General features: G+C 72.4%; 14 protein-coding genes. 5 read left to right on the top strand and 9 right to left on the bottom strand.

Annotated features, from left to right (window positions below):
• Nucleotides 1-59 precede the first annotated feature (59 nt).
• Together HNR57_RS22115 and HNR57_RS22110 are read right to left on the bottom strand one after the other, a co-directional pair.
• Complete coding sequence (locus tag HNR57_RS22115) at nucleotides 60-1,274, bottom strand: acyl-CoA dehydrogenase family protein (protein WP_184561985.1); 1,215 nt, start codon at nucleotides 1,272-1,274, stop codon at nucleotides 60-62.
• A gap of 5 nt (nucleotides 1,275-1,279) precedes the next feature.
• Nucleotides 1,280-2,314 carry a phosphotransferase family protein gene (locus tag HNR57_RS22110; protein ID WP_184561983.1) on the bottom strand — a complete coding sequence of 345 codons (1,035 nt, stop codon included), beginning with the start codon at nucleotides 2,312-2,314 and terminating at the stop codon, nucleotides 1,280-1,282.
• Nucleotides 2,315-2,513: 199 nt separating this feature from the next.
• Here HNR57_RS22110 and HNR57_RS22105 point away from each other — a divergent pair, with 199 nt between their 5' ends.
• A complete protein-coding gene (locus tag HNR57_RS22105; RefSeq protein WP_184561981.1) occupies nucleotides 2,514-3,458 on the top strand; it encodes an NADP-dependent oxidoreductase in 945 nt (314 codons plus the stop codon).
• A gap of 10 nt (nucleotides 3,459-3,468) precedes the next feature.
• Here HNR57_RS22105 and HNR57_RS22100 read toward each other — a convergent pair whose 3' ends face one another.
• The 4 genes from HNR57_RS22100 to HNR57_RS22085 are packed head-to-tail and all read right to left on the bottom strand — an operon-like array spanning nucleotide 3,469 to nucleotide 5,697.
• Nucleotides 3,469-3,804 carry a DUF202 domain-containing protein gene (locus HNR57_RS22100; RefSeq protein ID WP_184561979.1) on the bottom strand — a complete coding sequence of 112 codons (336 nt, stop codon included), beginning with the start codon at nucleotides 3,802-3,804 and terminating at the stop codon, nucleotides 3,469-3,471.
• Nucleotides 3,801-4,193 carry a YidH family protein gene (locus HNR57_RS22095; RefSeq protein WP_184561976.1) on the bottom strand — a complete coding sequence of 131 codons (393 nt, stop codon included), beginning with the start codon at nucleotides 4,191-4,193 and terminating at the stop codon, nucleotides 3,801-3,803. The genes HNR57_RS22100 and HNR57_RS22095 overlap by 4 nt, the downstream gene beginning before the upstream one ends.
• Before the next feature lie 10 nt (nucleotides 4,194-4,203).
• Nucleotides 4,204-4,746: an NUDIX hydrolase gene (locus HNR57_RS22090; protein WP_184561974.1), complete on the bottom strand. Its 543-nt coding sequence runs from the start codon at nucleotides 4,744-4,746 to the stop codon at nucleotides 4,204-4,206.
• Nucleotides 4,747-4,791: 45 nt separating this feature from the next.
• Nucleotides 4,792-5,697 carry a DMT family transporter gene (locus HNR57_RS22085; protein ID WP_184561972.1) on the bottom strand — a complete coding sequence of 302 codons (906 nt, stop codon included), beginning with the start codon at nucleotides 5,695-5,697 and terminating at the stop codon, nucleotides 4,792-4,794.
• 364 nt (nucleotides 5,698-6,061) lie between these two features.
• On the opposite strand from HNR57_RS22085, the gene HNR57_RS22080 reads away from it, so the two are divergent.
• The 4 genes from HNR57_RS22080 (at nucleotide 6,062) to HNR57_RS22065 (ending at nucleotide 10,026) form a co-directional block, all read left to right on the top strand.
• Nucleotides 6,062-7,012: a hypothetical protein gene (locus HNR57_RS22080; protein ID WP_184561970.1), complete on the top strand. Its 951-nt coding sequence runs from the start codon at nucleotides 6,062-6,064 to the stop codon at nucleotides 7,010-7,012.
• A 34-nt stretch (nucleotides 7,013-7,046) separates the two neighbouring features.
• Nucleotides 7,047-8,582 (top strand): APC family permease, encoded by a 1,536-nt coding sequence (locus HNR57_RS22075; RefSeq protein ID WP_184561968.1) that lies wholly within the window; start codon nucleotides 7,047-7,049, stop codon nucleotides 8,580-8,582.
• 111 nt (nucleotides 8,583-8,693) lie between these two features.
• Entirely contained in the window at nucleotides 8,694-9,419 is a 726-nt protein-coding gene (locus HNR57_RS22070) for a molybdopterin-dependent oxidoreductase (protein ID WP_184562216.1), read from the top strand.
• Nucleotides 9,403-10,026, top strand: a complete 624-nt coding sequence (locus tag HNR57_RS22065; protein WP_184561965.1) for a cytochrome b/b6 domain-containing protein — start codon at nucleotides 9,403-9,405, stop codon at nucleotides 10,024-10,026. Before HNR57_RS22070 ends, HNR57_RS22065 begins: the two co-directional genes overlap by 17 nt.
• Nucleotides 10,027-10,096: 70 nt before the next feature.
• On the opposite strand, the gene HNR57_RS22060 is transcribed toward HNR57_RS22065, so the two are convergent.
• From HNR57_RS22060 to HNR57_RS22050, 3 genes are read right to left on the bottom strand one after another with little or no spacing between them, the layout of a single operon-like run.
• A complete protein-coding gene (locus HNR57_RS22060; protein WP_184561963.1) occupies nucleotides 10,097-11,128 on the bottom strand; it encodes an L-idonate 5-dehydrogenase in 1,032 nt (343 codons plus the stop codon).
• 19 nt (nucleotides 11,129-11,147) lie between these two features.
• The gene (locus tag HNR57_RS22055; RefSeq protein WP_184561961.1) at nucleotides 11,148-11,912 is read right to left on the bottom strand and encodes an SDR family oxidoreductase; all 765 of its coding nucleotides are present in this window, start codon (nucleotides 11,910-11,912) and stop codon (nucleotides 11,148-11,150) included.
• 13 nt (nucleotides 11,913-11,925) lie between these two features.
• Nucleotides 11,926-13,323, bottom strand: coding sequence for a GntP family permease (locus HNR57_RS22050; RefSeq protein WP_184561959.1), 1,398 nt, complete (start codon nucleotides 13,321-13,323; stop codon nucleotides 11,926-11,928).
• Nucleotides 13,324-13,374: the final 51 nt, after the last annotated feature.

The raw sequence follows: 13,374 nt of genomic DNA, 5'->3' as shown, positions 1-13,374 counted from the left end.
GCTCCGCCCGCCGGGACGCACGGAGCGGCGGGGGTGACACCCCCGCCGCCCGCATCACCTCACAGGTACTGCTTCAGCTCCCGCCGCGCCAGCGACCGCTGGTGCACCTCGTCCGGCCCGTCCGCGATCATCAGCGTCCGCGCCCCGGCGTACAGCTCCGCCAGCGGGAAGTCCTGGCTCACCCCGCCGGCGCCGTGCAGCTGGATCGCCCGGTCGAGGATGTCCACCACCGCCCGGGGCGTGGCGATCTTGATGGACTGGATCTCGGTGTGCGCTCCGCGGTTGCCCACCGTGTCCATCAGCCACGCGGTCTTCAGCACCAGCAGCCGCAGCTGCTCCACCGTCACGCGCGCGTCCGCGATCCAGTTGTGCACCACGCCCTGCTGCGCCAGCGCCTTCCCGAACGCGTGCCGGGACACCGCTCGGCGGCACATCAGCTCGATCGCCCGCTCGGCCATGCCGATCAGCCGCATGCAGTGGTGGATCCGGCCGGGGCCGAGCCGCGCCTGCGCGATGGCGAAACCGCCGCCCTCCTCGCCGACCAGGTTCGACACCGGCACGCGCGCGTGGTCGAAGATCACCTCGGCGTGACCGCCGTGGTAGTGGTCCTCGTATCCGAACACCTGCATGGCGCGCTCGATGGCGACGCCCGGGGTGTCGCGCGGCACCAGCACCATCGACTGCTGGCGGCGGACGTCCTCCCCGTCCGGGTCGGTCTTGCCCATCACGATGAAGATCTTGCAGTCGGGGTGCATCGCCCCGGAGATGTACCACTTGCGGCCGGTGATGACGTACTCGTCGCCGTCCCGCTCGATGTGCGTGGTGATGTTGGTGGCGTCCGAGGAGGCCACATCCGGCTCGGTCATCGCGAACGCCGAGCGGATCTCGCCGGCCAGCAGCGGCTCCAGCCACTGCTTCTGCTGCTGCTCGTCGCCGAACTGGGTGAGCACCTCCATGTTGCCGGTGTCGGGCGCCGCGCAGTTCGTCACCGTCGGCGCGAGCTGCGGGGAGCGGCCCATGATCTCGGCGAGCGGCGCGTACTGGAGATTGGTCAGCCCGGCCCCGTACTCGGAGTCCGGCAGGAACAGGTTCCACAGGCCCTGCCTGCGGGCCTCGGCCTTGAGCTCCTCGACCACGGGCACGTTCTCCCACGGCGAGGCCAGCCGGTCGCGCTGCTCGTGCGCGACCGCCTCGGCGGGGTAGACGTACTCGTCCATGAAGGCGAGGAGCTTGGCGCGCAGCTCTTCGGTGCGCGCGTCGAAAGCGAAGTCCATCTGGATCAGCCCTCCTGAAGGCCTTCGTGGAGCGTGGTCAGTCCGTGCCGGACGAAGACGGGCACGAGGTCGCCGATGCGGTCGAAGCCGCGCCCGACCGTCTGGCCCAGCGTGTAGCGGTAGTGGATGCCTTCGAGGATCACGGCGAGCTTGAACCAGGCGAACGCCGTGTACCAGGAGACCGCGGAGACGTCGCGGCCGGAGCGCGCGGCGTACCGCTCGATGAGCTCCGACGGCGCCGGATGCCCGGGGGCCTCGGCGGTCGTGGAGACGGGGGACTCGGGCATGCCGAGCGGCATGCTGTACATCACCAGCAGGCCGAGGTCGGTGAGCGGGTCGCCCAGCGTCGACATCTCCCAGTCGAGGATCGCCCGGATCGAGTCGTCCTCGCCGATCAGCACGTTGTCGAGCCGGTAGTCGCCGTGCACGACGGCCGGGGCGGGGGAGCGGGGCAGCTCGCGCCCGAGGGCGGCGTGCAGCTCGTCGATGCCGTCCAGGTCGCGGTTGCGGGAGGCGTCCAGCTGCTTGCCCCAGCGCCGCAGCTGCCGGTCCAGGAAACCCTCGGGCCGGCCGAAGTCGGCGAGACCCACCTCGCCCGGGTCGACCGCGTGCAGCTCCACCAGCGTGTCGACGAGGTTCAGCACCGCGCCCCGGGTCCGCTCCGGACCGAGCGGGGCGAGCTGGTCGGCGGTGCGGTAGGGGGTGCCCTCGACGAACTTCATGACGTAGAACGGCGACCCGAGCACCTCCTCGTCCTCGCACAGGAGCACCGGCTCCGGGACCGGCACTGCGGTCGGGTGCAGCGCGCTGATCACCCGGTGCTCGCGCTTCATGTCGTGCGCGGTGGCCAGGACGTGGCCGAGCGGGGGCCGGCGCACGACCCAGCGGGAGGTGCCGTCGGAGACCGCGTAGGTGAGGTTGGACCGTCCGCCCTCGATCAGCCGGCCGGACAGCGGGCCGTTCACCAGGCCCGGCCGCTCGCGGTCGAGCAGGCCGCGCAACCGGTCGAGATCCAGTCCGGGCGGATGGTCGGGGCTCATGCGTCGCTCCTACGGGCGGGGTGGACAGTTCCCGACTCATGATGCCGACCGGTCGGTATGTCGTCCAGAGCGGGACCGAAACGTGATCGGAGCCACGATAGGCCGACGACGTCCTCCGCGAGGCGCCGGGGAGGTTTCGGCCGGTTCGTTCAGGCCATCCGGCTTGCGTGCGGTGCGACGAGCCCGGAAGGTCGGAGCCATGAAGGCGATCAGCTACTCACGGTACGGCGGACCCGAGGTGCTGGCGTTCGGGGAGGTCCGCGATCCGAAGGTCGGCCCGGACGCGGTGCTGGTGAAGGTGCGGGCGGCGGCCGTGAACCCCGTCGACTGGAAGGCCCGCGAGGGCTACCTCGACGGGATTTTCGCCCCGGTCTTCCCCGTGGTGCCCGGCTGGGACGTCTCGGGCGTCGTGGTGCGGCCGGGCGTGGCCGTCTCGGAGTTCGACGTCGGGGACGAGGTCATCGGGTACGTGCGCGAGGACTTCCTCTCCCGGGGCACCTTCGCCGAGTACGTGGCCGCACCCCTGCGCACCCTGGCGCGCAAGCCGCGCAACCTCTCCTTCGAGGAGGCGGCAGGGCTGCCGCTGGTCGGGCTCACCGCCTACCAGGTGCTGATCAAGGTGCTCCAGGTGAAGCGGGGCGAGACCGTCCTGGTGCACGCCGCGGCCGGGGGCGTCGGCTCGATCGCCGTGCAGCTCGGTGTCCACCTCGGTGCCCGGGTGATCGGTACGGCGAGCGAGTCCAACCACGACTTCGTGCGGGGCCTCGGCGGGGAGCCGGTGGTGTACGGCGAGGGCCTGGGCGAGCGGGTGCGCGGACTGGCCCCGGAGGGCGTGGACGCCGTGTTCGACACCGTCGGCGGGGACGCGCTGAAGGTGTCGGCGAACCTGCTGGCCCCCGAGGGCCGCCTGGTGTCGATCGCCGACAACGACGTCGTGAACTACGGCGGCCGCTACTACTTCGTCCGCCCCGACGCGCAGGACCTCCAGCGCCTGGCCGACCTGGCGGAGCAGGGCGTGGTGAGCGTGCACATCGACGAGACGTTCCCCCTGGAGCGGGCGGCGGACGCGCACCGGCTGAACCAGGCGGGCCGCACCCGCGGCAAGATCGTCGTGACGGTGGACTGGGAGACCGAGGGCGAGTGAGGAGCGGCCCCTACAGCACGAGGGCGGCCCCGCACGCCGCCATCGCCACCGTGCACAGCACCGCGGCCGCCGCGTGCCGGGGCGCGAAGGACGCGGGGCTCGGGGTGGCCGCGAGGGTGCGGATGCGCCGGTGGGCGACGCTCAGGAAGCCCAGCCAGAGCACGCAGCAGAGCGCGCCCGCGACGACCCCGGCCGCCGACGCTCCGCCGTGCAGCACGGTCTTCACCGCGAGCACGGCGACGACGGTGCCCGACAGGGTCGTACGCCGCCACGCGAGCCGGGTCCGCTCGGGCTGCAGCCCGGGGTCCCGGTCGGGGGCCTGCCGCCGGGCGGCCGGCGTGCTCACGCCTCCCACCCCACGAGCACGACCAGGACCATGGCGACGGCCACGACCGCGACGACGAGACTCAGCAGCGCCGGGAACCGGGACACCGGCAGGTCCTCGCCCCGGCGCATGGCACGCTCGCAGCGCACCCAGTGGTTGACGGCCCGCAGCGAGCACAGCACGCCCGCGCCCAGCAGCGCGAGTGCCAGCCCGACCCGCCAGGCCCAGCGCAGGTCCGGCAGGAACTGGTCCACGGCGAAGCCGCCGCCGATCAGAGCGAGCGCGGTGCGCAGCCAGGCCAGGAAGGTGCGTTCGTTGGCCAGCGAGAACCGGTAGTCGGGCGTCTCGCCGTCCTCCCGGACCTCCGCCGGCACGAACCACAACCGGACGTTCCGTACGAACTCGATCACGTGCGCGACCCTACCCGGCGGCCCGTCCTGCTCCGGCCGGGCCGCCCGGCCGGAACGCCTTGAGCCGCTGGTACGCCGCCAGCCCGTCCGGCACCCACTCCCACGCGCCGAGGCGCCGGTCGACCTCGGCCTCGGGCAGGAAGTCGTACCAGGCCACCTCCTCGGCCTGCGGCCGCACGGGCAGCTCGCAGCGCACCTCGTGGACCGCCGACCACCAGCTCCGGCCGGAGCCGTCGTCGTAGAGGAACGTGAAGAGGTGCCGGGGCTGCGGCAGGCCGCTCACGCCCAGTTCCTCCTCGGCCTCGCGCAGGGCCGCGCTCGCGTAGGACTCGCCCGCGCCGACGACCCCGCCGACGAACATGTCGTAGAGGGAGGGGAAGACCAGCTTGGTGGGGGTGCGCCGGTGCACGAAGATGCGGTCCTCGGCGTCCCGGGCCTGGATGAACACGCAGCGGTGGCGCAGTCCCCGGGCGTAGACCTCGCCTCGGGGGGACTGCCCGATGACCTGGTCGTGCTCGTCCACGATGTCGAGGATCTCGTCGGCGGCGCTCATGCCCTCATCCAAGCAGGGTGCGCGCCCCCGGCCGAGCGGGGCCCGTCAGGGGGAGGCCGGGCTCACCGCGGGTGCGGCCACCCTGGCCCGCTCCGGCGCCCCCTGCGGCATCGCGGGGTGCAGGCCCAGCAGCACGATCCCGGCGACCACGGCCAGCAGACCACCGGCCTCCCAGCCCAGGGCCATCGCGTCGGTGCGCAGCCGGTCGCCCAGGAAGCCGACGCCGCAGACGATGCCGGCCAGCGGCTGCGCCGCGGTCAGGGCGGGCAGCGATTTGCGCAGGGACGCGGTCTCGAACGCGCTCTGCACGAGCACCAGGCCCGTGACGCCCAGTGCGAGCACCGCGTACGGCTCCCAGCCGGTGAGCAGCTCGGCGAAGCCGCCTTCGGAGACCTTCTGCCCGCTGACCCGGGTCAGCGCGTCCTGCACGCCGTAGAGCAGTCCGGCGGCCAGCGCCAGCAGGACCGGGCCCGAGCTGAGCCGGGACCGCTTGCCGTGCGCGGTGAGCAGCAGGGCGAGCCCGATCATGACGCCGATGATCACCCACTGCCGCACCGGATCGGCTGTCGCGGCACCGCCCTCCGGCCGGCCCGCCACGATGAACGCCGTGACTCCACCGGCCAGCAGGAGGAGGCCCGCCCAGCCCTGGCGGCCCAGGGGCTGCCGGGTCTGCCTGCGGGAGAGCGCGAGCGCGAAGAGCAGGTTCGTCGCCAGCAGCGGCTCCACCAGCGAGAGCTCGCCCTGCCCCAGCGCGGCGGCGCCGAGCCCCATGCCGACCACCATCAGCGCGATGCCGCCGAGCCAGCGCGGCACCTTCACGAGGTCGATCAGCAGACGGAAGGAGAGGAAGTCGCTCAGCGGGGCACGCTGAGCTGCGTTCTGCTGGAGGACGAAGCCGAAGCCCAGACAGCAGGCGGCGCCCAGGGCGAGCGCCAGTACTAGAACCGACACGCGGTGTACCTCGATCGTCAGGTCGGGTCACGGTTGCGTAGGGGCCGACTGTACCGGCCGGCTCCGCCCGGCGCGCCCGTACGTCATGCCATCGTCGGGGGCGGCGGCAGCTCACGCTATGACGTACGTCACAAAGGGCGAAACGGAAAAATCGGATGCCGCTCACACGAGTCGCTCCTGCCTCTTGGATCACAAAATCCTCACAAGTGGCGGGAGTTGACGCGTGTAACGCCCTGACCACCCTTGACGACGACCATGGGCGGGGGGTTGGCTGTGTGTGATCAGTTCATGGCAATGCGCACATCCGCGCTCCCTCTGCCGCCGTGAGCCGAAACACCAGAAGAGCGCGTGAGGAAGTCCCGCGGTGTCCCCACCCCCGCCTCCCCTCGGCCGTGGCCGCAGACGTGCCGCGCAGGCCTTCGACGAGGCCCTCGACGACGCCGACCTCATGGCCGCGCGCACCGCACTCGTGCAGGGCCGCTGGCAGAACGCCCGGTCCCTGCTGGTGCACACCGGGGACGACTGGGACCGGCGCGGCCACCGCGTCACCGTCCTCGCGCGGGAGTCCTCCTGCGCCGCGTGGGCCCGGGAGTGGCTGCTCGCCGAACCCGAGTCCGCCGACGCCGCCGTGCTGCTCGCCCTCGCCCAGGTCCGGCGCGCCCTGCACGGCAAGGCCAAGCCGGTCCACGCCCGCGAGGCCTGCCAGGCGGCCGCGGCCCGTGCCCCCGCCGACCCCACCCCCTGGCTCGGCCTGCTCATGCTGGAGTGCGCGGTCGGCGGCGACCAGGACGTGGTCCGCACCTTCGAGGCGGTCCGCGGCCGGTACGCCGACCACCACCACGCCCACCACCTGATGGTCGCCCGGCTCGCCGGCCGCCGCGCCGAGGCCGGCCCGGACCCGCTGCACGAGGTCTACGACTTCGCCAACTGGTCCGCCGAGCAGGCGCCCGCCGACTCACCGCTCGCGATCCTGCCGGTCATCGCGCACGCCGAGCGCTACCGCGTGCTGGCCGCCGCCGGGCACGAACCCGCCGACCCGGCCGCCTCCGGTCACTGGACGGGCCGCCGCGCCCGCCAGGTCATGAAGGCCGCCTTCGACTGGTGGCTGGAGTGGGAGCTGGAGGGGCACCCGCGGCGGCTGATCGACCTGAACTTCCTCGCCCACGCCAAGTTCTGCGAGGGGCGGGGCGCCGAGGCCGCCGCCCTGTTCCACCGGATCGGCCGCCACGCCACCCCGGCGCCCTGGTCGTACCCGGACCGCGACCCGCACACCGCCTTCGCCGCCGCCCGCGCCGGCGCGCTCGGCACGGCCTGACACCCACGACCCGAAGAGTGAGGACGCTCCCCCGATGACCACGGACAGTTCGAGAACGAGCCCGACCGCCTCCGGCGGCATCAGTACGTTCAAGGGGGAGGAGCGCGCCCTGCGCGCCGACCGGCTCGGCACCGGGGGCCTGCTGCTCTCCGTCCTCGCCGCGACCGCTCCGCTCATGGTGGTCGCGGGTGTCATGCCCACTACATTCGCGGTGATGGGCATCGTCGGCCAGCCGCTGCTCTTCGTCGTCCTCGGCGTCGTCCTGATCCTGTTCAGCATCGGCTACGCCGAGATGAGCCGCCACGTCCACAACGCGGGCGCCTTCTACGCCTACATCTCCCGGGGCCTCGGGGGCACCGCCGGCGCGGGCGCCGCCCTGGTGGCCCTCGTCGCCTACAACGCGCTCCAGGTCGGCATCTACGGCATCTTCGGCTTCGAGGTCTCCGGGCTCCTCGCCACCTACGCCGACGTGCAGATCGCCTGGTGGATACCGGCGCTCGTGGCGGCGCTCGCCGTCGGGCTGCTGGGCTGGCTCAAGATCGACGTCAACGCCCGCGTGCTCGGCGTGCTGCTGGTCATCGAGGTGCTCCTCGTCGTGATCTTCGACATCGCCGCGATCGCCGACCCCGGCAAGGAGGGCCTGTCCCTGCACGCCTTCAACCCCGACACCCTCACCGGCGCGGGCGTCGGCACCGCGCTGTGCTTCTGCATCGCCGCCTTCCTCGGATTCGAGCAGGCCCCGGTGTACGCCGAGGAGACCAGCCGCCCGCACGTCCTGGTGCCGCGCGTGATGTTCCTCGCCGTCGGCGGGGTCGCCGTCTTCTTCGCGCTGAGCAGCTGGGCCCTCACCGTGGCCACCGGCCCCGCCGCCATCGTCGGCACGTCCCAGAAGCAGAGCGCCGGGCTGCTGTTCTTCCTCACCGAGTCCCGCCTCGGCGGCACCTTCACGGACGTCCTGCACGTCCTGTTCGTCACCGGCATGTTCGCCGCGCTGCTCAGCTTCCACAACGTCGTCGCCCGCTACGCCTTCGCCATGGGCCGCGAAGGCCTGCTGCCAGCCGCCTTCGGCCGCACCAGCGGCAGCAGCGGCGCCCCCGGCACCGGCTCGCTGCTCCAGACCGTCGTGGCCGTGGTGGTCGTGGCCGCCTTCGCGATCGCCGACGACAAGCCGGCCGGCGACCCGACCGCGCCCGTCCTGCAGCTGTTCACCTGGTTCGGCAACATCGGCGCCCTCGGCGTGATCGTGCTGATGGCGGCGGCGTCCCTGTCCGTACTCGTCTTCTTCGTCCGCCGCGGCGCCGCCGGCGCCCAGGCCTGGCGGCTGGTCACGTCCGCGCTGGCGGGCATCGCCCTGCTGGTGATCGCCGGCTACACGGTGAAGGACTTCGAGGTGCTGGTCGGCGCCGGCCCCGACTCGTCGCTGAGCTGGGTGCTGCCCGGCATCATCGGCCTCGCCGCGCTCGCCGGGGTGGTCCTCGGCCTGGTGCTGCGCGCCCGCGCCCCCGAGAAGCACGCGCGGATCGGCCTCGGCAACGAGGCGTTCCAGCTGGACAAGGCGGCCTCCTCCTGAGTCCGCCCGCGTAAGAAGTGGTTACGGAAATCTGACGAGCACCCGCGATCCCTGTCCTGCCGGGGCCGCGGGTGTTCGAATGAGAACGTGAACGAGGACGTACATCAGGGTGTGAACGACGAACACCCCGAGGAGCGGGGCACCCCGATCGGCCGCCGCGTCTTCCTCGGCACCCTCGCCCTGGGCGCCGCGGGCGTCGTCGCCGCGCCCCCGCTGCAACGCGGCCTGGAGGCATTCCTCGGCGGCGCGGCCGACAAGGACCCCACGGGCCTGACCGGCCTGCTGCCCAACGGCGGCGGCTTCCGCTACTACTCGGTCGCCTCGTCCGTCCCGCGCAAGAACGCCGGCAGCTACCGCCTCACCGTGGACGGCCTGGTCGCCCGCCCCACGACCTACACCCTCGACGCCCTCAAGGCGCTGCCCCAGACCCGGCTGGTCCGCGACGTCCAGTGCGTCACGGGCTGGCGCGTCCCCGACACGCCCTTCGAGGGCGTACGCCTGTCCCGGATCCTGGACGCCGCCCGGGTCCGCCCCACGGCCAAGGCCGTCCGCTTCACCTGCTTCGACGGCACGTACACCGAGAGCCTCACCCTCGACCAGGCCCGCCGCGCGGACGTCCTGGTCGCGCTGCGCATGCAGGACAAGGACCTCGGCCACTCCCACGGCGGCCCGGTCCGCCTCTACGTGGCGCCCATGTACTTCTACAAGTCCGCCAAGTGGCTCTCCGGCATCACCGTCACCGACGAGGTCCGGCCGGGCTACTGGGAGGAGCGCGGCTACGACATCGACGCCTGGGTGGGCCGCTCGAACGGACGGGACGATGACCCCACGAGCTGACACACCGCCGGTCACGGCCGACGTGCGCCGCTTCACCACGCTGCAGCGCTGGACCCACCGCACCACGGCCGCGCTGATGGGCATCTGCGTCATCACCGCGGCCTGCCTCTACGTCCCCCAGCTCGCCGAACTCGTGGGCCGCCGCGCCCTGGTCGTCACCCTGCACCAGTGGTCGGGTCTCGCCCTGCCCGTCCCCGTCCTGGCCGGCCTCGCCTCCCGGGCCTTCCGCGCCGACCTCGGCCGCCTCAACCGCTTCGGCCCGCACGACCGCACCTGGCTGCGCGCCGCCCTGCGCCGCGACAAACGCCACGCGTCCCGCCCCGCCGCCAAGTTCAACGCCGGGCAGAAGCTCTACGCCTCCTGGATCGCCGGCGCCACGCTGGTCATGCTCGCCACGGGCCTGATGATGTGGTTCACCCACCTCACCCCCCTGCTCTGGCGCACCAGCGCCACCTTCGTCCACGACTGGCTGGCCCTCACCATGGGCATCGTCCTGGCGGGCCACATCGGCATGGCACTGGCGGACCCGGAATCGAGAAGGGGCATGCGCACCGGGTCGGTGAGCCGGGAGTGGGCATCCCGAGAGCACTCTCTGTGGCGCGAGTAGCTGTCTCAGGGGCGCGGGGAACTGCGCGACCAACCACAACCCACCCGCGGCCGCCCCACGATGAGAAGCCCTATGGCGTCTGCTCGAAATCCAGCAGCACCTTGCAGGACCGGCTCCGGTCAGCCGCCAGGGCGAAAGCCGACTCGGCGTCCCCCACGGGAACCACCGCACCGACAAGCCCGTCGAACGCCGGCTCCACCGCCAGCAACGCCAGCGCCTCGTCGAACTCCGTGTCGAAGCGGAACGCCCCCCGCAGCTCGATCTCCCGGCTCACCACCAGGTTCCCGGCGAAGGAACTGTGCCCTGGCGGCAACATCCCCAACTGCACGACGACCCCGCAGCGCCGCACCCGCCGCAGACACGCGTCGAGTCCCGCGGCCACCCCGGACGCCTCGATGGCCACATCGACCTCGTCGGGCCACCCGGCATCGTCGGGATCGTCGGCGCGAACAACCGTCCCGGCACCGGCGACCCGGGCGTACTCCAATGCCTCGGGCAGGAGATCCGTCACCGTCACGTCCGCGGCACCCGCCGCCTTCGCCGCCGCGACCACGAGACACCCGATGGGTCCGGCGCCGGTGACCAGAACGTGCCGCCCCCGGACGTCCCCGGCCCGCCGCACCGCGTGCAGCGCCACCGACAGCGGTTCGGCGAGTGCCGCCCGCCGCAGACCGAGGCCGGGCGGCAGGGGCCGCACCTGCTCGGCGGGTACGACGACTCGGGCGGCGAAACCGCCCTGGACGTGCGGGAAGCGGGCCGCGCTGCCGAGGTAGCGCGTGTCCCGGCACACGTTCCGCCGCCCGCCCGCGCACTCCGGGCACACCCCGCACGGGGTCGCCGGATGCACGGCGGCAGCGGTGCCGGGAGCCGGCCCCGTGGCACCGGGGCCGTACCCCACAACCGTCCCGACGACCTCGTGCCCGAGCACCATCGGCTCCCGCAACCGGAAGTCACCGACCCCGCCGTGCCGCCAGTAGTGCAGATCGGACCCGCACACCCCGCCGTACCGCACGGCGACCAGCGCCTGCCCCGGCCCGGGCTCCGGCACCGGCAGCTCCGCCACCCGCAGGTCGCCCTGACCGTGGATCACACACCCCAGCATCACAGCCGCCTCCGGCAGGTCACAGCACGCTCGTCATACCGCCGTCGACATACAGCACCTGCCCGCTGACGAAGTCCGCCGCCGGGGAGGCGAGGAACAGCACCCCGCCCACCAGGTCCCGCGTACGGCCCCAGCGCCCGGCCGGCGTACGCCGCCGCACCCAGGAGCTGAACTCCTCGTCCTCCACCAGCGGCCGGGTCAGCTCGGTCTCGATATAGCCCGGGCCGAGCCCGTTCACCTGCACCCCGCTCGGACCCCAGTCGGCGCACATGCCCTTGGTGAGCATCTTCAGCGCGCCCTTGGTGGCGGCGTACGGCGCGATCCCGGGCCGTACCACCTCGCTCTGCAGCGAGCAGATGTTGATGATCTTCCCGTGGCCGCGTTCCGTCATCCGGCGCGCGGCCTCACGCCCGACCAGGAAGGCACTGGTCAGATTGGTGTCCAGGATCCGGTGCCAGTCGGACTCGCCGAATTCCAGCAGCGGGGCGCGCAGTTGCATGCCCGCGTTGTTGACGAGGATGTCGAGCGGGCCCACCCGCTCCTCGACCTCGGCGACCCCCGAGGCCACCGAGGAACCGTCCGTCACGTCGAACGCGGCCGTGTGCACCCGGTCGCCCGGCAGCCCGGCGGCGGCCTCGGCGAGCCGGTCCTCGTCGCGCCCGTTCAGGACGACCGTGCAGCCGGCCTCCGCCAGACCGCGAGCGAGGGCGAGTCCGATGCCCCGGCTGGAGCCGGTGACCAGGGCCCTGCGGCCGCCGACGTCGAAGAGGGGATGAGCCGTCATCGCCGCGGCACTCCTAGATCACGAGGGACAACAGCAGGACGATGCCGCCGGCGACCACCGAGATGATCGTCTCCATGACGGACCAGGTCTTGATGTTCTGGCCGACGCTCAGCCCGAAGTACTCCTTCACCATCCAGAACCCGGCGTCGTTGACGTGGCTGAAGAACAGCGAGCCGGCGCCGATGGCCAGGACGAGGAGTGCCGCGTGCGTGCTCGACATGTCGGCCGCGAGCGGGGCGACCAGACCGGCGGCCGAGACCGTGGCCACCGTCGCCGAACCGGTCGCGAGGCGGATCACCACCGCGATCAGCCAGGCCAGCAACAGCGCCGGGATCGCCCAGTCCTCGGAAATGTCCAGCACCATCTGACCCACGCCGGTGTCGATCAGCGTCTGCTTGAAGCCGCCACCCGCGCCGACGATCAGCAGGATGCCCGCGATCGGCATGAGGCTCTTCTCGACGAGCGGCGATATCCGCTCCTTGGAGAATCCGGCGGGCCGCAGCAGCGTGAAGATGCCGACCAGCACCGAGGCGAGCAGCGCGATCATCGGGGCACCGATCACGTCGAAGACCCGCTGGACGAGGTTCTCCGGGTCATCGATGACGATGTCGACGAGCGCCTTGGCCAGCATGAGGATCACCGGCAGCAGGACCGTGAACAGCGTGGCGCCGAAGCCGGGGCGCTTGTCGAGCCCCTCGGAGGCGCGCTGCGGGATCATCTTCTCGGGGGCGGGCACGTCGACCCAGCGGGCCGCGTACTTCGAGAACACCGGACCCGCGATGATCACGGTGGGGACGGCGACGAGGACACCGAGCGCCAGGGTGATGCCGAGGTCGGCGCCCACCGCGTCGATCGCGACCAGCGGACCGGGGTGCGGCGGCACCAGGCCGTGCATCACGGACAGGCCCGCGAGCGCCGGGATGCCGATGCGCATCAGCGAGTAGTTGCCGCGCTTGGCGACCATCAGCACGACCGGGATCAGCAGCACGATGCCGACCTCGAAGAAGAGCGGCAGCCCGATCACGGAGGCGATCAGCACCATCGCCCACGGCATCGACCGCCCGCCGGCCTTCTCCAGGATGGTGTCGACGATCTGGTCGGCACCGCCGGAGTCGGCGAGCATCTTGCCGAGGATCGCCCCGAGGGCGATCAGCACACCGACACCGGCGACCGTGGTGCCGAGGCCGGCGCTGAAGCTGGTGAGCACCTTGTCCAGCGGGGCCCCGGCGATCGCGCCGAGCGTCAGTGACCCGATGGTCAGGGCCAGGAAGGCGTGCAGCTTGAACTTCGTGATGAGCAGGACGATGACGGCGATGCCCGCCAGGACGGCGATGCCCAGCTGAGCGTGGCCGGCCGAGGTGATCGGCTCGGGTGCGTCCGCTGCCAGCATCTCGACGCTGGGTCTGGTCACGGTGGGTGGTTCCCTTGCGTTGGGGAGAAGGGGGAGGGGAAACCGCCAGGG

This window comes from Streptomyces paradoxus (assembly GCF_014202475.1).
GTDB classification, from domain to species: Bacteria; Actinomycetota; Actinomycetes; order Streptomycetales; family Streptomycetaceae; genus Streptomyces; species Streptomyces paradoxus.
Note: the sequence above shows the minus strand (reverse complement) of the source record. Positions and strands in the feature narration are given on the sequence as shown.

Bases quoted from the DNA above. Each gene is read 5' to 3' on its own strand.
- HNR57_RS22115 (WP_184561985.1), bottom strand. From the start codon at position 1,274: ATGGACTTCGCTTTCGACGCGCGCACCGAAGAGCTGCGCGCCAAGCTC.
- HNR57_RS22110 (WP_184561983.1), bottom strand. From the start codon at position 2,314: ATGAGCCCCGACCATCCGCCCGGACTGGATCTCGACCGGTTGCGCGGC.
- HNR57_RS22105 (WP_184561981.1), top strand. From the start codon at position 2,514: ATGAAGGCGATCAGCTACTCACGGTACGGCGGACCCGAGGTGCTGGCG.
- HNR57_RS22090 (WP_184561974.1), bottom strand. From the start codon at position 4,746: ATGAGCGCCGCCGACGAGATCCTCGACATCGTGGACGAGCACGACCAG.
- HNR57_RS22075 (WP_184561968.1), top strand. From the start codon at position 7,047: ATGACCACGGACAGTTCGAGAACGAGCCCGACCGCCTCCGGCGGCATC.
- HNR57_RS22065 (WP_184561965.1), top strand. From the start codon at position 9,403: ATGACCCCACGAGCTGACACACCGCCGGTCACGGCCGACGTGCGCCGC.
- HNR57_RS22060 (WP_184561963.1), bottom strand. From the start codon at position 11,128: ATGCTGGGGTGTGTGATCCACGGTCAGGGCGACCTGCGGGTGGCGGAG.
- HNR57_RS22055 (WP_184561961.1), bottom strand. From the start codon at position 11,912: ATGACGGCTCATCCCCTCTTCGACGTCGGCGGCCGCAGGGCCCTGGTC.